The sequence below is a fragment of the Pseudohoeflea suaedae genome (assembly GCF_004354915.1).
Lineage (GTDB): Bacteria > Pseudomonadota > Alphaproteobacteria > Rhizobiales > Rhizobiaceae > Pseudohoeflea > Pseudohoeflea suaedae.
This window is the reverse complement of the sequence record NZ_SMSI01000001.1, coordinates 1,782,141-1,802,091: the sequence shown is the minus strand read 5'-3', so window position 1 is coordinate 1,802,091 and position 19,951 is coordinate 1,782,141. Positions and strand designations below refer to the sequence as shown.

Annotated in this window: 19 protein-coding genes and 1 tRNA gene; all 20 read right to left on the bottom strand. The window is 62.4% G+C overall.

The genetic code is table 11. The annotated features are described in order from the left end of the window. Positions 1-35: 35 nt before the first annotated feature. On the bottom strand, positions 36-1,703 hold the full coding sequence (locus E2A64_RS08505; RefSeq protein ID WP_133283937.1) for a ribonuclease J: 1,668 nt from the start codon (positions 1,701-1,703) through the stop codon (positions 36-38). Then, positions 1,700-2,494 carry a biotin--[acetyl-CoA-carboxylase] ligase gene (locus E2A64_RS08500; protein ID WP_244598186.1) on the bottom strand — a complete coding sequence of 265 codons (795 nt, stop codon included), beginning with the start codon at positions 2,492-2,494 and terminating at the stop codon, positions 1,700-1,702. The genes E2A64_RS08505 and E2A64_RS08500 overlap by 4 nt, the downstream gene beginning before the upstream one ends. A gap of 5 nt (positions 2,495-2,499) precedes the next feature. Continuing rightward, the gene (nuoN, locus tag E2A64_RS08495) at positions 2,500-3,942 is read right to left on the bottom strand and encodes an NADH-quinone oxidoreductase subunit NuoN (RefSeq protein WP_133283935.1); all 1,443 of its coding nucleotides are present in this window, start codon (positions 3,940-3,942) and stop codon (positions 2,500-2,502) included. Between the two features lie 18 nt (positions 3,943-3,960). After that, complete coding sequence (locus tag E2A64_RS08490; RefSeq protein WP_133283934.1) at positions 3,961-5,472, bottom strand: NADH-quinone oxidoreductase subunit M; 1,512 nt, start codon at positions 5,470-5,472, stop codon at positions 3,961-3,963. Next, a complete protein-coding gene (gene nuoL, locus E2A64_RS08485; RefSeq protein ID WP_133283933.1) occupies positions 5,472-7,454 on the bottom strand; it encodes an NADH-quinone oxidoreductase subunit L in 1,983 nt (660 codons plus the stop codon). The genes E2A64_RS08490 and nuoL overlap by 1 nt, the downstream gene beginning before the upstream one ends. 7 nt (positions 7,455-7,461) lie before the next feature. Further along, on the bottom strand, positions 7,462-7,770 hold the full coding sequence (gene nuoK / locus E2A64_RS08480; RefSeq protein WP_133283932.1) for an NADH-quinone oxidoreductase subunit NuoK: 309 nt from the start codon (positions 7,768-7,770) through the stop codon (positions 7,462-7,464). A gap of 13 nt (positions 7,771-7,783) precedes the next feature. Continuing rightward, the gene (locus E2A64_RS08475; RefSeq protein ID WP_133283931.1) at positions 7,784-8,398 is read right to left on the bottom strand and encodes an NADH-quinone oxidoreductase subunit J; all 615 of its coding nucleotides are present in this window, start codon (positions 8,396-8,398) and stop codon (positions 7,784-7,786) included. 166 nt (positions 8,399-8,564) lie between these two features. Beyond that, positions 8,565-9,053 (bottom strand): NADH-quinone oxidoreductase subunit NuoI, encoded by a 489-nt coding sequence (gene nuoI, locus E2A64_RS08470; RefSeq protein ID WP_133283930.1) that lies wholly within the window; start codon positions 9,051-9,053, stop codon positions 8,565-8,567. A gap of 55 nt (positions 9,054-9,108) precedes the next feature. Beyond that, on the bottom strand, positions 9,109-10,155 hold the full coding sequence (gene nuoH, locus E2A64_RS08465) for an NADH-quinone oxidoreductase subunit NuoH (protein ID WP_133283929.1): 1,047 nt from the start codon (positions 10,153-10,155) through the stop codon (positions 9,109-9,111). A gap of 15 nt (positions 10,156-10,170) precedes the next feature. Then, a complete protein-coding gene (gene nuoG, locus E2A64_RS08460; protein WP_133283928.1) occupies positions 10,171-12,252 on the bottom strand; it encodes an NADH-quinone oxidoreductase subunit NuoG in 2,082 nt (693 codons plus the stop codon). A 331-nt stretch (positions 12,253-12,583) separates the two neighbouring features. Then, the gene (locus E2A64_RS08455; RefSeq protein ID WP_244598185.1) at positions 12,584-13,396 is read right to left on the bottom strand and encodes an NADH-quinone oxidoreductase subunit E; all 813 of its coding nucleotides are present in this window, start codon (positions 13,394-13,396) and stop codon (positions 12,584-12,586) included. 43 nt (positions 13,397-13,439) lie between these two features. Further along, positions 13,440-14,747 carry an NADH-quinone oxidoreductase subunit NuoF gene (gene nuoF, locus E2A64_RS08450; RefSeq protein ID WP_133284320.1) on the bottom strand — a complete coding sequence of 436 codons (1,308 nt, stop codon included), beginning with the start codon at positions 14,745-14,747 and terminating at the stop codon, positions 13,440-13,442. A gap of 15 nt (positions 14,748-14,762) precedes the next feature. Then, the gene (locus tag E2A64_RS08445) at positions 14,763-15,917 is read right to left on the bottom strand and encodes an NADH-quinone oxidoreductase subunit E (protein ID WP_133283927.1); all 1,155 of its coding nucleotides are present in this window, start codon (positions 15,915-15,917) and stop codon (positions 14,763-14,765) included. A gap of 24 nt (positions 15,918-15,941) precedes the next feature. Beyond that, positions 15,942-16,196, bottom strand: coding sequence for a hypothetical protein (locus E2A64_RS08440; protein WP_133283926.1), 255 nt, complete (start codon positions 16,194-16,196; stop codon positions 15,942-15,944). After that, on the bottom strand, positions 16,193-17,383 hold the full coding sequence (locus tag E2A64_RS08435; protein WP_133283925.1) for an NADH-quinone oxidoreductase subunit D: 1,191 nt from the start codon (positions 17,381-17,383) through the stop codon (positions 16,193-16,195). The genes E2A64_RS08440 and E2A64_RS08435 overlap by 4 nt, the downstream gene beginning before the upstream one ends. A gap of 66 nt (positions 17,384-17,449) precedes the next feature. Further along, positions 17,450-17,710 (bottom strand): four helix bundle protein, encoded by a 261-nt coding sequence (locus E2A64_RS08430; RefSeq protein ID WP_342210786.1) that lies wholly within the window; start codon positions 17,708-17,710, stop codon positions 17,450-17,452. 152 nt (positions 17,711-17,862) lie between these two features. Continuing rightward, positions 17,863-18,465 carry an NADH-quinone oxidoreductase subunit C gene (locus E2A64_RS08425; protein ID WP_133283924.1) on the bottom strand — a complete coding sequence of 201 codons (603 nt, stop codon included), beginning with the start codon at positions 18,463-18,465 and terminating at the stop codon, positions 17,863-17,865. 10 nt (positions 18,466-18,475) lie between these two features. Continuing rightward, positions 18,476-19,051 carry a NuoB/complex I 20 kDa subunit family protein gene (locus tag E2A64_RS08420; RefSeq protein WP_133283923.1) on the bottom strand — a complete coding sequence of 192 codons (576 nt, stop codon included), beginning with the start codon at positions 19,049-19,051 and terminating at the stop codon, positions 18,476-18,478. Beyond that, complete coding sequence (locus E2A64_RS08415; protein ID WP_133283922.1) at positions 19,042-19,407, bottom strand: NADH-quinone oxidoreductase subunit A; 366 nt, start codon at positions 19,405-19,407, stop codon at positions 19,042-19,044. The genes E2A64_RS08420 and E2A64_RS08415 overlap by 10 nt, the downstream gene beginning before the upstream one ends. 384 nt (positions 19,408-19,791) lie before the next feature. Continuing rightward, positions 19,792-19,868: transfer RNA gene (locus E2A64_RS08410), tRNA-Asp, on the bottom strand. Positions 19,869-19,951 lie beyond the last annotated feature (83 nt).

Here is a 19,951-nt window from a genome sequence, read left to right as displayed (position 1 = left end):
TCGATTGGGCTCCTCCCCCGGAGCCCGGCTGAAGGCTAGACCCGGTTCACGAAAACCGTGACGACCGGCTTCTTGCCCCATACCTCGTTTGCGGCCGAACGCACAGAGCGGCGAATTGCCTCGCGCAGGCTGCCCAGATCCTTGCGGCGGCCGCGGGGAATGCTCTCCACCGCGCCGAGCACTGAATCGTAGAGGATGTCTTCCATGGCATCGACCTCGCCGTCATTTTCCGGCAGGCCGATGGCGACGACTTCCGGATCACGATCGATGTCGTTGCGGCTGTTGAGAAGCACGTTGACCGAGACATGACCGGCGAAGGAGAGCTTGCGGCGTTCGCCGATGCCCATCTCGTCGAACTCGCCCATCAGTTCGCCATCCTTGAAGATACGGCCATGGGGCGCCTCGCCGATTACTTCGGCCGGCCCCGGCGCCAGGCGCAGGATCGAACCGTTGCGCACACGCGGCACCTGGCTGATGCCGGCGGACCTGGCGAGCTCCGACTGTGCGGTCAGGTGCGCGGCCTCGCCGTGAACGGGCACGAGGATTTGCGGGCGCACCCATTCGTACATCTTCAGAAGCTCGTTGCGGCGCGGGTGGCCGGAGACGTGAACGAGTGCATCGCCATCATTGATGATCTTGATGCCGCGGTCGATCAGCGCGTTCTTGATGTCGAGGATCGCCTTCTCGTTGCCGGGAATGGTGCGCGAGGAAAACACGACCGTGTCGCCGTCGGTCAGCGCCACGTGACGCATTTCGTCGCGCGAGATCTTGGCCAGCGCCGCACGGTTCTCACCCTGCGAACCGGTGAGGATCACGACCATCTTGTCGCGCGGGATATAGCCGTATTCGTCTTCCTCGATGAAATTCGGCAGACCTTCCATCATGCCCAGATCGTCAGCGACGTTGACCACGCGCTTGAGAGACGAGCCGAGCAGCAGCACCTCGCGACCGGCGTCGCGGGCGGCTTCCATGATCGAGCGGATACGGCCGACATTGGAGGAGAAGGTGGTGATCGCCACCCGGCCCTCGGCCTGTTCGATCACTTCGCGCAGCCCCTGGGAGACATCCTTCTCCGACGGCGAAATGCCTTCGCGCATGGCGTTGGTGGAATCGCACATGAGCGCAAGCACGCCCTCGTCGCCGATGGCGCGGAAACGGGCTTCGTCGGTCACAGGGCCGAGCGATGGCGTGGCGTCGATCTTCCAGTCACCGGTATGGATCAGGTTGCCCAGAGGCGTCTTGATGCGAAGCGCGAAGGGCTCGGGGATCGAGTGGTTGACTTCCACCGGCTCGATCTCGAACGGACCGGCCCTGAATGTCTCGCCGGCCTTGAAGAGCGTCACCGGCACTTCGGCGCGGGTCTTTTCGTACTCGCGCTTGGCCTCGAGCATGCCCGCAGTAAAAGCGGACGCATAGACCGGCACCTTGAGGAGCGGCCAGAGCTGCGCGAGCGCGCCGTAATGGTCTTCGTGCGAATGGGTAATGACGATGGCCTTGACGGCATTGCCCAGGCTCTGGACATAGGAGATGTCCGGCAGCACCAGATCCGCGCCTGGCAGATCCGGGCCGGGAAACGTCACCCCCACATCCACGATGATGTATTCGCGCTTGGCCGGCGGACCATAGCCGTAGAGCGCGAAGTTCATACCGATCTCTCCAACCCCGCCGAGCGGGATGAAGACGAGGTCGTTTTCAGGTGTCATGCGTTATCCTGTATTTGGTTCGGTGCTGCGGAGACAGCTGGAAAAAACACGTCTCCCGCAGCAAATGTGCGATGTCCGCCGTCCGGCAAGGTCAGAAGCAGCCTTCCGTCACCGTCAATTCCGGCGAAAAGACCATGAATCTCGCTATCGGGCAAACGCACGGCGATCTGCCCGCCGATGCCGGTGGCCCGTTCGATCCACCGGTCGCGGATCGTGGCGATGCCGCGTCCGGCGTCCCAGATATCGAGCGTATGTTCCATCGCCATGAAAAGATGGGCGAAGAACTCGTCCGGCGAGATGCCGGCTCCGCATTCGTGAAGGCAGGTCGAGGCGTAGCCGCCGGCATTCGGATGATGGGCGATGTTGACACCACAGCCGATCACCACGGCCTGCCTGCTATCGGGCAGAAACTCGCTCTCGATGAGAATGCCGGAGGTTTTCGCGCCGTCGATCAGAACGTCGTTCGGCCACTTGATCGCCAGGCGCCTGCCCTCCCCGGGCAACACGGCTGCAATCGCATCATGAACGGCAATTGCGACGGCAAGCGGCAACGATCCCAGCAAATGCGGTTCGGCGGGATCGATCAGGAGAAGCGAGGAATAGAGGTTGCCCGGCTCGGAGGTCCAGGTCCGGCCCCGGCGACCGCGGCCCGAAAGCTGGCGGTCGGCGGTAATCCAGAGACCGGCTTCCTCGCCCTTGCGGGCGCGTTCGAGAAGCTCGGCATTGGTGGATCCGACATCCCCCAGAGGGAGATGCCGGAACGCGATTGTCTTGGCGGACGATCCGCTCACAAGCCTCAGAAGAAGGTCCTGGCGGCGACGTCGGCGGCAAGGCCGAGCGGGCTCGCGACAAAGACATAGCCGAGGATGAAGAGACCGGCGAGACCATAGACCAGCTTGAGTTCGCCAGCCACCGGAGCGAATTCCGGAGCAGGCTCATCAAACCACATGATCTTGATGATGCGCAGGTAGTAATAGGCGCCGACCACCGATGCGAGCACGCCGATCACGGCGAGCCAGTACAGCTCGGCCTGGATGGCTGCCGCGAAGACCACATACTTACCGAAGAAGCCTGCCAGCGGCGGAATACCCGCCAGCGAGAACATCAGGATGGTCAGCATCGTCGCCATGAACGGATTGGTGCTCGAAAGCCCAGCCAGTTCGTCGATGTTTTCGACATTGCCCTCTTCCTTGCGGCGCATCGCCAGGATGCAGGCAAAGGTTCCAAGCGTCATGACCATGTAGATCAGCATGTAGATGATCACGCCGCGCACACCGGCCTGCGTGCCGGCGGCAAGGCCGACAAGCGCGTAGCCCATGTGGCCGATCGAGGAATAGGCCATCAGGCGCTTGATGTTGCGCTGGCCGATCGCCGCGAAAGCGCCAAGCGCCATCGAGGCCACCGACAGGAACACCACGATCTGCTGCCAGTCGATCCGGATCGGTTCGAAGGCGGAGCTGACGAGCCGGATGAAGATGGCCATGGCGGCAATCTTCGGTGCCGCCGAGAAGAAGGCGGTGACCGGGGTCGGCGCGCCTTCGTACACGTCAGGCGTCCACATGTGGAACGGCACGGCCGAGATCTTGAAGGCGATACCGGTCAGGAGGAAGACCAGGCCGAAGACCAGGCCGAGCGGACGCTCGCCCTCGCCCAGCACGCGGGCGATCTCGTCGAAGCCGGTATAACCGGTATAGCCGTAAACGAGCGAGGCGCCGTAAAGCAGCATGCCGGAGGACAGGGCGCCGAGGACGAAATATTTCAGGCCTGCTTCGGTGGAGCGCACCGAGTCACGGTTGATCGCAGCAACCACGTAGAGCGCGAGCGACTGGAGCTCGAGGCCCAGATAGAGCGCGATCATGTCGTTGGCCGAGATCATCAGCATCATGCCGAGCGTGGCGATGACGAGCAGCACCGGATACTCGAACTTGTCGATCCGTTCGGCGCGGGCATGGCCCACAGACATGACCATGGCGGTGATCGAACCGATGAGTGCGAGCACCTTCATGAAGCGGGCGAAGGGATCGGAAAGGAACGCACCGCCATAGGCCGCGCCGTTCTCGGTGAACAGGACCAGCCAGAGCCCGGCCATGATCAGAAGCGCGACAGCCAGACCGCTGACGATGGTCACGGACCGTTCGCCCGAAAAGACGCCGATCATGAGCAGGACCATCGCCCCGACCGCGAGCATGAGCTCGGGTACGGAGAGCTGAAGGCTGGTGTTGAGAAGTTCTGCCGTCATTTGCGTCGTTCCCGTCGCTTACTGCATTCCCTGCGCCAGCTGCGCTGCAGCCTGGAGCGAGGAGGAATATTGATTGACCAGGGCGTCGACCGAGACTGCGGTCGCATCGAGCAGCGGAGCCGGATAGACACCGAAGAAGAGCACGAGCGCGATCAGCGGGTAGAGGATGACCTTTTCCCGAAGGGACAGGTCGAGCATGGCCTTGAGATTTTCCTTCTCGAGCGGACCGAAGATCACGCGGCGATAGAGCCACAGCGCGTAGGCCGCCGAAAGGATGACGCCGGTGGCGGCGAACAGAGCCACCCAGGTGTTGGCGCGGAAGGCGCCCATCAGCGTGAGGAATTCGCCGACGAAGCCCGAAGTGCCCGGCAGGCCGACATTGGCCATGGTGAAGATCATGAAGGCCACGGCGTATTTCGGCATGTTGTTGACCAGGCCGCCATAGGCCGCGATCTCGCGGGTATGCAAGCGGTCGTAGACGACGCCGACGCAGAGGAAGAGCGCGCCCGAGACGAGGCCGTGGGAGATCATCTGGAAGATGGCGCCCTGGATGCCCTGCTCGTTGGCGGCGAAGATGCCCATGGTCACGTAACCCATATGGGCGACCGACGAATAGGCGATCAGCTTCTTGATATCGTCCTGCATCATCGCCACCAGCGAGGTGTAGATGATGGCCACGACTGAGAGCGTGAAGACGAACGGCGCGAAGTCGGCCGAAGCCAGCGGGAACATCGGCAGCGAGAAGCGAAGGAAGCCGTAGCCGCCGAGCTTGAGAAGGATGCCCGCCAGGATGACCGAACCGGCCGTCGGCGCTTCGACGTGCGCGTCCGGCAACCAGGTGTGCACCGGCCACATCGGCATCTTCACCGCGAACGACGCGAAGAACGCCAGCCACAACCATGTCTGCATCGATGCAGGGAAATCGTGCTGCATCAGCTCGGCGATGTTCGTGGTGCCGGCGTCCCAGTACATCGCCATGATGGCGAGCAGCATGAGAACGGAGCCCAGAAGCGTATAGAGGAAGAACTTGAAGGACGCATAGACGCGCCGCTTGCCGCCCCACACGCCGATGATGATGAACATCGGGATCAGGCCGGCCTCGAAGAAGACGTAGAAGAGCACGATGTCGAGCGCGCAGAACACGCCGATCATCATCGTCTCGAGGATCAGGAAGGCGACCATGTAGTCGCGCACCCGGTGATCGACCGACTTCCAGCTTGCCAGGATGCAGAACGGCATCAGGAAGGTGGTGAGGATCACGAAGAGCACGGAAATGCCGTCGACACCCATGGCGTAGCTGAAGCCCGAGCCCGCCATCTCGACGTTCTCGACCATCTGGAAGCCGGCATCCGACGCGTCGAAGCCCGCCCAGATGAAGAGCGACAGGATGAAGGTGAATACCGTGCCGAGCAGCGTCACATTGCGAATGTTGCGACGCCCCGTTTCCGTGTCGTCACGGATCGGCAGGATAAAGAGAACCGTGACCAGCGGTATGAAGGTGACGACGGACAGAATAGGCCAATCGGTCATCAGAATGCACTCCCGAGCATCATCCAGGTGACAAGGGCTGCGACGCCGATCAGCATGACGAACGCATAATGGTAGAGATATCCGGTCTGCAGCTTGACCACGCGACCGGTGATGTCCTGCACGCGAGCGGCAACGGCATTCGGGCCGAGGCCGTCAATGGTCGCCTGGTCGCCCTTCTTCCAAAGGAACGAGCCGAGCCACTTGGACGAACGCACGAACATGACGTCGTAGAGTTCGTCGAAGTACCACTTGTTGAGCAGGAACTGGTAGAGACCGCGATGATCCTGAGCCAGGCGCTTCGGGGTTTCCGGCGAGCGGATGTAGAAGTACCAGGCGGTGACCAGGCCGAGCAGCATCGCCACGAAGGGCGAGAGCTTCACCCAGGCAGGCACGTGGTGATAGTGCTCGAGAATCTCGTTTTCCGGCAGAGTGAAGAGCGCCCCCTTCCAGAACTCGGCATATTCCTCACCGAAGAAGAAGCCGTGGAAGATCAGGCCGGCGAACAATGCGCCCGCGGCCAGGATGTAGAGCGGCACCAGCATGACCGGCGGCGATTCATGGACGTGATGCATGACGTCGGCGGAAGCACGCGGCTTGCCGTGGAACGTCATGAAGATCAGGCGCCAGGAATAGAAGCTCGTGAACAGCGCCGCCACCACCAGCATCACATAGGCGAAGCCTGCGACCGAGCTGTGCGCCACGAACGCGGATTCGATGATCGCATCCTTGGAGAAGAAGCCGGCGGTACCGATGACGGTGAAGGGAATGCCCACACCGGTCAGCGCGATCGTGCCGACGATCATCATCCAGTAGGTCATCGGGATGTGCTTGCGAAGACCGCCCATGCGACGCATGTCCTGCTCGTCGGAGACCGAGTGGATGACCGAACCGGCGCCAAGGAACAGGAGCGCCTTGAAGAAGGCGTGCGTGAAGAGGTGGAAGATCGCCGCGCCATAGGCACCGATGCCGAGGGCGACGAACATGTAGCCGAGCTGCGAGCAGGTCGAATAGGCGATGACGCGCTTGATGTCGTTCTGCACCAGGCCGACGGTCGCGGCGAAGAAGGCCGTGATCGCGCCGATGACGGTGACGACGGTCAGCGCATCATGCGACAGTTCGAAGACCGGCGACATGCGGGCCACGAGGAAGACACCGGCCGTCACCATGGTTGCGGCATGGATGAGCGCCGACACGGGGGTCGGGCCTTCCATGGCGTCCGGCAGCCAGGTGTGAAGCGGGATCTGGGCCGACTTGCCCATCGCGCCCATGAACAGGAGCAGACAGGTCCAGGTCAGCGCATCGGCCTTGTCGAGCGACATGCCGAAAAGCGTCAGAACGACGTCGCTGGCCTGCTCGCCATGCGGTGCAAAGTCGGCGGCGGCGGCAAAGATCGTCTGGAAGTTGATCGAGCCGAAGAGCATGTAGAGGCAGAAGATGCCGAGAATGAAGCCGAAGTCGCCGACACGGTTGACGATGAAGGCCTTCATGGCGGCAGCGGAGGCGGACGGTTTCTTGTACCAGAAGCCGATCAGCAGATAGGAGGCGAGACCCACGCCTTCCCAGCCGAAGAACATCTGCAGCAGGTTGTCCGATGTCACCAGCATCAGCATGGCGAAGGTGAACAGCGACAGATAGGCGAAGAAGCGCGGACGGTGCGGATCGTGGTGCATGTACCCGATCGAGTAGATGTGCACGAGCGCGGAGACCGTGTTGACCACGACCAGCATGACCGAGGTCAGCGTATCGATGCGGAAGGCCCACTGAACATCCAGGCTGCCGGACTTGACCCATTCGAGCACCGGAATGCGCAGGGTTTCGCTGTCGCCGAGCGCCACGGTGAAGAAGGCGACCCAGGACAGGACAGCCGCAACCACCAGGAAGAGCGAGGTGACGTATTCCGACGCCTTGGCGCCGATCGACCGGCCGAAGAGGCCGGCGACCAGTGCGCCCAGAAGGGGGAGGAAGACGATTGCGTGATACATGGTTGCCTCAACCCTTCATCATGTTGACGTCTTCCACGGCGATGGAGCCGCGGTTGCGGTAGAAGACGACGAGGATAGCAAGTCCGATGGCGGCTTCGGCCGCTGCCACCGTGAGGATGAACAGCGCGAAGACCTGACCGACGAGGTCATTCAGTTCCATCGAGAAGGCCACCATGTTGATGTTGACGGCCAGCAGGATGAGCTCGACCGACATCAGGATGATGATGACGTTCTTGCGGTTCAGGAAGATGCCGAACACGCCGAGCGTGAACAGGATCGCCGATACGGTGAGATAGTGGGAAAGTCCGATTTCCATGATTCCTGTCCCCTCAGATGCCCTGGCCGGGTTTGACCTTGACGACCTTGACGCCGGTTTCCGGCGTGCGGGCCACCTGCTTGGAAATATCCTGACGCTTGATGTCCGTACGGTGCTTGAGCGTGAGCACGATGGCGCCGATCATGGCCACCAGAAGCACCAGACCCGCGATCTGGAAGAAGTAGATGTAGTCCGTGTAGAGAATGTCGCCGAGCGCGGCGGTATTGGTCCGTTCGGCCAGCGGTGGAATCGGGCTTGCCCCGGAACCGGCCGCTTCCGGGGTGACCCAGTTGCCTGCCAAAACGAGGATGAGCTCGGCCACCAGGACGAGACCGACAAGCGCGCCCACCGGCGCGTAGTCGAGGACCCCTGCCCTCAATTCGGCGAAATCGACATCCAGCATCATCACAACGAAGAGGAAGAGAACCGCGACCGCGCCGACATAGACGACGAGAAGGATCATCGCCAGGAATTCGGCGCCGGTCAGCAGAAACAGGCCCGCAGCGTTGAAGAAGGTGAGGATGAGGAAAAGCACGGAGTGCACGGGGTTGCGTGCCGAAATCACCATGAATGCCGACGCGACCGCCACGAAGGCGAAGATATAGAAGAACAGAGCCTGAAGACCCATGACCGGTGCCTTTTCGTCTTTCCCCCGAAGAGCGGGCTGGATCGCCACTCTCCGTCGGCCAATGGCGGCCTGATGCCGCCCTGACCTGTCCAATCCGGGCAGGCCCGCCTCATGCGGCGAACCCGGCCCCGTTTTCAATCACGCCCGGAAAAGTCCGGGCAACTTATCAGCGGTAGGGAGCGTCGAGCGCGATGTTGCGCGCCAGTTCACGTTCCCAGCGGTCGCCGTTCGAAAGCAGCCGCTCCTTGTCGTAGTAGAGTTCCTCGCGGGTTTCGGTCGAGAACTCGAAGTTCGGGCCTTCCACGATCGCATCCACCGGGCAGGCTTCCTGGCAGAAGCCGCAATAGATGCACTTGACCATGTCGATGTCGTAGCGAACCGTGCGGCGGGTGCCGTCATTGCGCCGCGGGCCGGCCTCGATGGTGATCGCCTGCGCCGGGCAGATCGCCTCGCACAGCTTGCAGGCGATGCAGCGTTCCTCGCCGTTGGGATAACGGCGCAGCGCGTGCTCGCCACGGAAGCGCGGCGAAACAGGACCCTTTTCATAGGGGTAGTTCACCGTCGACTTCGGCGCGAAGAAATAGCGCATCGACATGAAGAAGGCGCCGACGAATTCCTTCAGGAACAGCGATTTGGCTGCTTGTGCCAGTGCCATTGTCAGGCTCCTTTCGACCGCAGGACGGTCATTCGGAAAGAGAGAGCGTTCAGGTTCACGGCGCCCACCCCGTAAGCTTCAGGAAGAAGGCGACGATGACCAGCATGCCGAGCGACAGCGGAAGGAAGACCTTCCAGCCCAGACGCATCAGCTGGTCGTAGCGGTAGCGCGGCACGAATGCCTTCACCATGGCGAACATGAAGAACACCATCGAAGCCTTGAGGACGAACCAGAAAATACCCGGGATCCAGTTGAGCACCGCGATATCGGCCGGTGGCAGCCAGCCACCGAGGAAGAGGATCGTCGTCAGCGCGCACATCAGGCAGATGGCGGCATACTCGCCGAGCATGAACATCATGTACGGGGTCGAGCCGTATTCCACCATGAAGCCGGCCACCAGTTCCGATTCCGCTTCCGGAAGGTCGAATGGCGGGCGGTTCGTCTCCGCGAGTGCCGAGATGAAGAAGATGATGAACAGCGGGAACAGCGACAGCCAGTGCCAGTCGAGGAAGGTGTTCGGCAGGCCGAGGCGGGTACCGATACCGTCCGACTGGGCCATCACGATGTCGGTCAGGTTGAGCGAGCCCACGCCGAGCAGCACGGCGACGATGACGAAGCCGATGGAGACTTCGTAGGACACCATCTGCGCGGCCGAACGCAGCGCACCCAGGAACGGGTATTTCGAGTTCGATGCCCACCCACCCATAATGATGCCGTACACTTCGAGCGAGGAGATCGCGAAGATGTAGAGGATGCCGACATTGATGTCGGCGATCACCCATCCGGCGCTCAGCGGCACGACGGCCCAGGTGGCCAGCGCCAGCGTCACGGAAACGAGCGGAGCGAGGAGGAACACCGCCTTGTCGGCGCCTGCCGGGATGACCGGCTCCTTGAAGACGAACTTCAGAAGGTCGGCAAACGACTGGAACAGACCCCACGGGCCGACGACGTTCGGGCCGCGGCGCATCTGTACGGCAGCCCAGACCTTGCGGTCGGCATACAGAATGTAGGCGATGAAGATGAGAAGCGCGACCAGAAGCAGGAGCGACTGCCCCACCATGATCAGCCCCGGCCAGACATAGTCTGTCAAAAAGCCTTCCATAATCCCTTCCCTGCCTTATTCCGCCGCGACCGGCGTGGCGTTCTTCGCCAGTTGCGAGCATTCCGCCATCACCGCGGACGCGCGGGCGATCGGATTGGTCAAATAGAAGTCTTTGACCGGAGACGCAAACGCCGCCTTGTTCATCTTGCCCGGCTTGGCGCCGAGTTTCGCAATCACCGAGCCGTCAGCTTGTTCGACCGTGTCGATGGCGGCGAAGTGCGGGAACTCTTCGTAGAGCGAAGCCCGGAGCGCCGGCAGCGAGTCGAACGGCAGCTTGTGGCCGAGAACCTCGGAGAGCGCACGCAGGATGGCCCAGTCGTCACGCGCTTCGCCGGGAGCGAAGCCAGCGCGGTTGGTCGCCTGCACGCGGCCTTCGGTGTTGACATAGGTGCCGAACTTCTCGGTGTAGGTCGCAGCCGGCAGAATGACGTCAGCGTGATGCGCCCCGTTGTCGCCGTGGCTGCCGATATAGACGGTGAAGCCCGCGGTCTTCCTGGTGAAGTCCAGTTCGTCGGCACCGAGCAGGAAGAGCACATCCGCATCGGTGAGCATCGCCTTGGCGTCCATTCCGCCCTTGCCCGGCACGAAGCCGAGATCGAGGCCGCCGACGCGCGAGGCTGCAGTGTGAAGGACGGCAAAACCGTTCCACTCCCCCGAGACCGCCTTGACGCTGTCGGCCAGAGCCGCCGCCTGAGCCAGGACCGCCGCACCATCGCCGCGCGCGAGTGCGCCCTGGCCGATGATGATGAGCGGCTTCTTGGCGCGCTTGAGCTTGGCGGCGAACTTGTCGGAACCGTCGATGACGGCGGACAGGCTTTCGGGACCGGCGCCGAGATATTCATACGGGTAACGCAGGTCCACCTGCTCGCCGATCACGCCGATCGGCAGATCGCCCATGCGCCAGCGCTTGCGGATGCGGGCATTGAGCACGCTCGCCTCGTAGCGCGGGTTGGCGCCAATGATGAGGATCGCGTCGGCTTCTTCGATACCCTCGATACCGGGATTGAAGATGTAGCTGGCGCGGCCCTTAGACGGGTCGAGGGCAGCACCATCCTGGCGGCAATCGACGCTCTGCGAGCCGAGCGAAGCCAGGAGCGTCTTGAGCGCGAACATTTCCTCGGCGGTCGCCAGATCGCCGGCGATCGCACCGATCTTCTCGGGCGTTGCGGCCTTCACGGCGTCAGCGATGGCTGCGAAAGCCTGCGGCCAGCTGGCCGGCTGCAGGCGTCCGTCGACCTTCACGTAAGGACGGTCGAGGCGCTGGGTGCGCAGTCCGTCCCAGACGAAGCGGGTCTTGTCGGAAATCCACTCTTCGTTGATCGCCTCGTTGACGCGCGGCATGATGCGCATGACTTCACGGCCACGGGTATCGACGCGGATGGCGGAACCGCATGCATCCATGACGTCGATCGATTCGGTCTTGCCGAGCTCCCAGGGACGGGCCTGGAAGGCATAGGGACGCGAGGTGAGCGCACCGACCGGGCAAAGGTCGATGACGTTGCCCTGCAGTTCCGACGTCATGGCGTGTTCGAGATAGGTGGTGATCTCGGCATCCTCGCCGCGGCCGATCAGGCCGAGTTCGGAAATGCCGGCAACCTCGGTGGTGAAGCGCACGCAACGGGTGCAGTGGATGCACCGGTTCATGATCGTCTTGACCAGCGGGCCGATATACTTGTCCTCGACGGCGCGCTTGTTCTCGTGGAAGCGCGAATTGTCCATGCCGAAGGCCATGGCCTGGTCCTGCAGGTCGCACTCGCCGCCCTGGTCGCAGATCGGGCAATCGAGCGGGTGGTTGATGAGCAGGAACTCCATCACCCCTTCGCGCGCCTTCTTGACCATCGGCGTGTTGGTAAAGACCTCGGGCGCCTCGCCGTTCGGACCGGGACGCAGGTCGCGCACGCCCATGGCGCAGGATGCCGCCGGCTTGGGCGGGCCGCCCTTCACCTCGACAAGGCACATGCGGCAATTGCCTGCGATCGACAGACGTTCGTGGAAACAGAAACGCGGCACCTCCGCACCCGCTTCCTCGCAAGCCTGGAGGAGCGTGTAGTGATCGGGAACCTCGATCTCTTTTCCGTCGACTTTGATATTGGCCATTACGAATACACTTCCTTTAGGGAGGCATGGCGGCCGCCTGCTCCCGGCGCCCTTTTAAGCACCAGAACCGTCAGCGGCAAGGACATGAGGGCAGCCGAAACATGATTGATGCCCAAAAAATTTCGCATTTGCGAGCAGATGGAGCCGGACGCTGCCGAACCCAGGCGCACGGAACCGGTGCCAGAGCGGTCATTGCCGCCCTGGCTGCCGGTTTTCACCCGTCTGGTTCCGGCTTTCAGCAAGCCCGAATACTCCCCTTACCCCGGCCGCGTCCCGCAATCCGCGAATCGCGACCCAATTTCGTGCCGTATCCCCTTTGCGGGGATGCGACCTATGTCTTCGCAGCGCTTCCCGCGAGTGCGGAAGCCTGCCTGATCCAGTCGTCGCGCTCGATGCGGCCCTTGAACTGGAGATAATCATCGACCCAGGCAATCTCCTCGGCCGTCCACTTCGATATCTGGTCGAATGTCCAGACACCGAGGCCGTTGAGCACCTGCTCGAGTTTCGGTCCGACACCCGAGATCAGCTTGAGATCGTCCGGCGTTTCGGGCCTTGCAATCTCGGCGGGCCGTCGGAAGTCCTCCGGCTCCAGCTGTGTCGTCGGCATGCTTGCGGCCTTGCCGGCCTCGGCTGCTGCCGTGTCGGTCACCTCGCGAGCCGCGGCTGCGGCTTCCGTGGCGTCCGACTTGATCTTGGCGACGGTCGCCAGGCCGGCATCCCCGGCCTTGTCCATCGCCTTGTCCATCGCCTTCTCGGCTGTCTTCTCGACTTTGCCGGCTGCCTCCATCGGAACGACATCCGCGCCGGTCTCGATGGCCTGCTTCGCCTTGGCCGCCGTCTTCCTGACGACCGTTTTCACTGTCGGTGCGGTCGGGGTCATTGCGCCCGCCGATCGCATCGATATTTCCATCATGCCCTGAAACACGCCAAACATCGCACCCGTCATGTAGCTCGCCGTGGCCATTCCGAGGCTCGCGGCCATGGCCGCAGCTCCGGCCGACTGAACCGCCAGGGGCGTCAGGCCGGCTGCATCGCCGTCCTTCATCCAGTCGGTCATGGCCTCGACATTCTTCATCATTGCGTCCGAACCGAGGTCGGTGGGAGTGGAAAAGATCGACATCGTTTTCTCCTTGTCGTCCGTCATATCCAATCCCCCGTGGCGTTTCCCTTCCGGTGCTACCGGTCCCTTATTCCGCCGCTTCCAGTGCCACGTTGCGGCTTTGAACGGCGTTTCTCGTATAGGCGTCGATGCGGGCCTCGATCTCCGGACGGAAATGCCGGATCAGACCCTGGATCGGCCACGCGGCCGCATCACCGAGCGCACAGATGGTGTGGCCCTCGATCTGCTTGGTGACGTCGAAGAGCATGTCGATTTCGCGCTTCTGGGCGTTGCCCTTCACCATGCGGTCCATGACGCGCATCATCCAGCCGGTACCTTCGCGGCACGGCGTGCACTGGCCGCAGCTCTCGTGCTTGTAGAATGCCGACAGGCGCCAGATGGCTTTGACGATGTCCGTCGACTTGTCCATGACGATGACCGCGGCTGTACCGAGACCGGATTTGAGGTCGCGCAGGCCGTCGAAATCCATCGGCGCATCGATGATCTGCTGGGCGGGTACGACCGGCACGGACGAACCGCCCGGAATGACGGCAAGCAGGTTGTCCCAGCCGCCGCGAATACCGCCGCAATGCTTGTCGATGAGTTCCTTGAAGGGAACCGACATGGCTTCCTCGAAGGTCGCCGGCGCATTGACGTGGCCCGAGACGCAGAAGAGCTTGGTGCCCTTGTTGTTCTCGCGGCCGAAGGAGGCGAACCAGCCGGCACCGCGACGCAGGATCGTCGGCGCGACGGCAATGGATTCGACATTGTTGACGGTGGTCGGGCAGCCATAGAGGCCCATATTGGCCGGGAATGGCGGCTTCAGGCGCGGCTGGCCCTTCTTGCCCTCGAGGCTTTCGAGGAGAGCGGTTTCCTCGCCGCAGATATAGGCGCCGGCGCCGTGGTGGACGAAGACGTCCATGTCCCAGCCGCACTTGTTGTTCTTGCCCAGAAGCCCGGCGTCATAGCACTCGTCGATGGCGCGCTGGAGGGCTTCACGCTCGCGCATGAACTCGCCGCGCACATAGATATAGGCCGTGTGGGCGCCCATCGCGAAGGCGGCAATGACGCAGCCTTCGACCAGCGTATGCGGATCGTGACGCAGGATCTCGCGGTCCTTGCAGGTGCCGGGTTCGGATTCGTCCGCATTGACCACGAGATAATGCGGGCGACCGTCGGATTCCTTCGGCATGAAGGACCACTTCAGTCCGGTCGGGAAGCCTGCGCCGCCGCGGCCACGCAGGCCGGACGCCTTCATCTCGTTGATGATCCAGTCGCGGCCCTTGGCGATGATTTCGCCGGTGCCGTCCCAGTGACCGCGCGACATCGCACCCTTGAGCGACATGTCATGCCGACCGTAGATGTTGGTGAAGATGCGGTCCTTGTCTTCGAGCATAGCAGTCATATCACCTTACCTCGGTTCTTTGCCGAACACGCGGACATATTCGTCACGGCCGCCCTTGGCGAGCGCCTTGGCCTGCCTGACCCAGTCGTCGCGATCGATGCGGCCCTTGAAACTCAGATAGCCGTCCACCCACTCGCGCTCGGCCTTCTTCCAGGAAGCGACCTGCTTGTAGGTGTAGATGCCCAGATCGTTGAGCTTGCGCTCGAGCGCGGGGCCGACGCCCGAGATCAGCTTGAGATCGTCCGGCGATGCCGGCTTCTCGACGGCTGCGGGACGGTTCTTGTCGTCAAGCAAAGGAGCCGCGCCGGTCTTGCTTGCGCCAGCGGCCGCCTTTGCGGGCCTGGAACCGGCGTCTGCCGGAACGGCAGCCGTGCCCTTTTCCCTGGCCGCAGCCTTGTCGTTCTTCGCATTGCCCGGGGCGACGGGACGCGAGGTGCCCAGCGCGCCCTCGGCACCACTCTTCGGGTGGCCGGGCTCGTCAGCTTCGGGGCCCTTCTTCGCGGCAGCGGCCTTGCCCTTGGCAGTCGCCTTGGAGTTCTTCTTCACCGACGGATCCTCGGTGAGCGTCACCTGGCCGCTGATCGGCGCAGAGAAGGTGCGGCCATTCTGCGGGCCGGTGGGAACGTCAGCGCCCTTCCCGGCTTCGAATTCGTCGATGATCTCGGCCAGACGCTCGGGCGTGAGATCCTCGTAGGCATCCTTGAAGATGATGACCATCGGAGCGTTCACGCAGGCGCCCTGGCATTCCACCTCTTCCCAGGACAGCGTGCCTTCCTCATTGGTCTTGAAGGGCTCGGGATTGATCTTCTTCCGGCACACGTCCATCAGCTCTTCCGAGCCGCGCAGCATGCACGGTGTCGTGCCGCAGACCTGGATATGAGCCCTGGTGCCGACGGGCTTGAGCTGGAACTGGGTATAGAAGGTCGCAACCTCGAGCGCCCGGATATAGGGCATCCGGAGCATGTCGGCGACGTGCTCGATGGCAGCCTTGGTCACCCAGCCTTCCTGCTCCTGCGCAAGCATGAGCAGCGGGATGACGGCGGACTGCTCGCGGCCCTTGGGGTACTTCTTCACCCAGGTCTTTGCCTGCGCCGTGAAATTGCGGTCGAAGGCGAAGCCCTGCGGCTGTACGCTGTCATCGGCAAGTCTGCGAACTGACATCTTAAATCTCTTCTGCTTTCAGACCTATCGGATTTCGCCGCACCGCGATGAACTCAGCGTGACGAATTCGCAGGCATAGGCCTTATTTTCTTTCTGCAAGAACACGACGTATTTGGCGCCGTTCGGAACGGCCGCCTTGATCTCATATCCGTCCGCGACGAGCTTTCCCAGCGTCTGGCCGGATGTGCTGTCGCCGAAGGATGCTCCGCCGCTCGCCTGAGCGTAGACGGCCCCGGTCGACAGCGCGAGCACGGCCATGGCCAGAACAGTCATTCTCACCGGTCGACCTCCCCGAAAACGATGTCGAGCGAGCCGAGCACCGCCGAGACGTCGGCGAGCTGGTGGCCGCGGCAGATGAAGTCCATTGCCTGGAGGTGGGCATAGCCCGGGGCGCGGATCTTGCAGCGGTACGGCTTGTTGGTGCCGTCGGAAACGAGATAGACGCCGAATTCGCCCTTCGGCGCTTCGACCGCGGCGTACACTTCGCCCTCGGGCACGTGATAGCCTTCGGTGTAGAGCTTGAAGTGGTGGATCAGGCCTTCCATGGACTTTTTCATCTCGCCGCGCTTGGGCGGGACGATCTTGCCGTCGGTGGCCGATACCGGGCCGACCTTTTCCTTGCCCATGAGCTGCTCGACGCACTGCTTCATGATCTTCACCGACTCGCGCATTTCCTGCATGCGGATCAGGTAACGGTCATAGCAGTCGCCGTTGAGGCCCACCGGGATTTCGAAATCCATTTCCGAATAGCATTCATAGGGCTGCGAACGGCGCAGGTCCCAGGCAGCGCCCGAACCGCGCACCATCACGCCCGAGAAGCCCCAGGCGAACGCATCCTCCAGCGTGACGACGCCGATGTCGACGTTACGCTGCTTGAAGATGCGGTTGCCGGTAAGAAGGCCTTCGATGTCGTCGCACACCTTCAGGAACGGATCGCACCACGCGCCGATATCGGCGACGAGCTGTTCCGGCAGGTCCTGGTGGACACCGCCCGGACGGACATAGGCCGAGTGCATGCGCGCGCCCGATGCGCGCTCGTAGAACACCATCAGCTTCTCGCGCTCCTCGAAGCCCCACAGCGGCGGGGTGAGAGCGCCGACGTCCATCGCCTGGGTGGTGACGTTCAGAAGGTGCGAGAGAATGCGGCCGATCTCGGAATAGAGAACGCGGATCAGCTGGCCGCGCTTGGGCACCACGGTGCCGGTCAGCTTCTCGACGGCCAGGGCGAAGGCATGTTCCTGGTTCATCGGCGCCACGTAGTCGAGGCGGTCGAAATAGGGCACGGCCTGCAGATAGGTCTTGGTCTCGATCAGCTTCTCGGTGCCGCGGTGCAGCAGGCCGATATGCGGATCGACGCGTTCGACGATCTCGCCGTCGAGCTCCAGCACCAGACGCAGCACGCCGTGCGCCGCCGGGTGCTGCGGGCCGAAGTTGATGTTGAAATTGCGGACGTTGTGTTCAGTCATTGGAAGCGCTCCGCGCTGTGAAGCGAATTGCGAGTAGCGAATAGCGAACAGGACAGGTTCGGTCTGTCATTGAGCGCGCCCCTGCAAGCTTCGTATCATTGATCTCATCATCTTCCCAATTTCGCTCGTCTTGCCGAGCAGTTCCTTAGCGTCTTCGGTCGCGAGATAACCAAGTCGGCCAGACAGCAACAGGTGGGTTTCAAGCTCTTTCAGCGACCCTTGCGCTATCCGGCAGAACTGGATGAACGCCCCTGTACTTTCCCGGCCGCGGCCTTCCGCGATATTGGCGGCGATCGATCCTGCCGCCCGCCTCACCTGGTTGACCAATCCATATCGCTCAGTTTCGGGAAAGCCGGCTGTCACCCTGTAACACTCGACCGCAGATCCATCGCGGCCTGCCAGACTTTCAGATCCTGATAGGATTTGATCTCCAATTCGGCTCCCTGTCCGCTACTCCCTACTCGCTGTTGCCTATTCGCTCAAACACTCTTCTTCTCGTCCCCCGGCAGCACATAGTCCGTTCCTTCCCAGGGAGAAAGGAACTCGAAATTGCGGAATTCCTGCCGCAGCTCGACCGGTTCGTAGACCACGCGCTTGGCTTCGTCGTCGTAACGCACTTCCACATAACCGGTGGTCGGGAAGTCCTTGCGCATCGGATGCCCCTCGAAACCGTAATCGGTGAGGATGCGGCGCAGATCGGGGTGGCCGGAGAACAGGATGCCGTACATGTCGTAGGCTTCGCGCTCGAACCAGTCGGCGCCCGGGAAGACCGGGCAGGCCGAGGGGATGGTCTCCCCTTCGGCGACAGCCGACTTGACGCGGATGCGCTGGTTCTGGCGCGGCGAGAGAAGATGATGCACCACGTCGAAACGCGAAGCGCGCCCCGGCCAGTCCACACCGCAGCCGTCGATATAGGAGACGAACTGGCACTGCGCGTCGTCACGCAGGAAGGTGAGAAGCTCAAGGAGCCTCGAGGGAGCGACGTGAACGGTCAGCTCGTCATAGGCAATCGCGGTGCCCTCGACGAGGTCACCCCTGGTTTCCGAGATATAGTCGGCGAGATCGGACAGCGCCTGGTTCATGTGCCTCTCCTTACCGCTCGATTGTGCCGGTGCGGCGGATCTTCTTCTGCAGAAGAAGCACGCCGTAAAGCAGCGCCTCGGCGGTCGGCGGGCAGCCCGGAACGTAGATGTCGACCGGAACGACGCGGTCACAGCCGCGCACCACCGAATAGGAATAGTGATAGTAGCCGCCGCCGTTCGCACAGGAGCCCATCGAGATGACGTAGCGCGGCTCGGGCATCTGGTCGTAGACCTTGCGCAGGGCCGGCGCCATCTTGTTGGTCAGCGTGCCGGCGACGATCATGACGTCGGACTGGCGCGGTGAGGCGCGGGGCGCAAAGCCGAAGCGCTCGCCGTCGTAACGCGGCATCGACATCTGCATCATCTCGACGGCACAGCAGGCCAGGCCGAAGGTCATCCACATCAGCGAGCCGGTGCGGGCCCAGTTGATCAGCTCGTCGGTCGAGGTGACCAGAAAGCCCTTGTCGGCGAGCTCGTTGTTGATTTCGCCGAAGAACGCGTCGTTCTCGCCGACCGGCTTGCCGGTATTGGGGTCGATGATGCCCTTGGGCTTGGGCGCCACGAGCGGAGTGTCCGTCATTCCCATTCGAGCGCTCCCTTCTTCCATTCGTAGATAAAGCCGATCGTCAGCACGCCGAGAAACGCCATCATCGACCAGAAACCGATCCAGCCCACATCGCTGAACGACACCGCCCAGGGGAACAGGAAGGCCACTTCGAGATCGAAGATGATGAAGAGGATCGACACCAGATAGAAGCGGATGTCGAATTTCATGCGCGCATCATCGAAGGCGTTGAAACCGCATTCATAGGCCGAAAGCTTTTCCGAATCGGGGGCTTTGTAGGCAACCGCGAAAGGCGCGATCAAAAGCGCGAGCCCGATGACCAGCGCGATGCCGATAAAGATCGCTATCGGCACGTAGTTGCCAAGAAGTTCTGTCATGGCGTCCGTTTCCGTCTTCCGGCTCACACATCCTGCGAGGCGGCTGCCCGACAGGCCGATGAGAGCACGGTTTCTTGCTGCATTGCGGCGTGGTTAGCGCAGGCGATCTGTCTGCGCAAGAGCATGCCTTGTTTTTGACCTGAAGAACCGGTCGGCGCAAGAATAGTTCGACACCTGTCGCTTGGCGATAGCGCGGAACGAGAAAAATCGCCGCGCCCTGCCCGCCCATTCACACTGCAGGATATTCGGGGCCCTGCAGGATATTCGGGGTACCGTGGCAGCGCGCCGGCTGAGGAAACAGTTGAAACGGCACGGAAACCCGATCCGCGAGAGCCGCGGCGGGCGTGCCATCTTCATCGACCATGTAAGGAGGAAAGTTGAAAATGGCGCGAGTGACGGGGCTCGAACCCGCGACCTCCGGCGTGACAGGCCGGCACTCTAACCAACTGAGCTACACCCGCGCATTTTCAAACGAAACAGCGTGTCGCCGTTCCGGTGTGAGCGGCTGATTAAGGGGTTCATTGCGGGGTGTCAAGCGAGGATT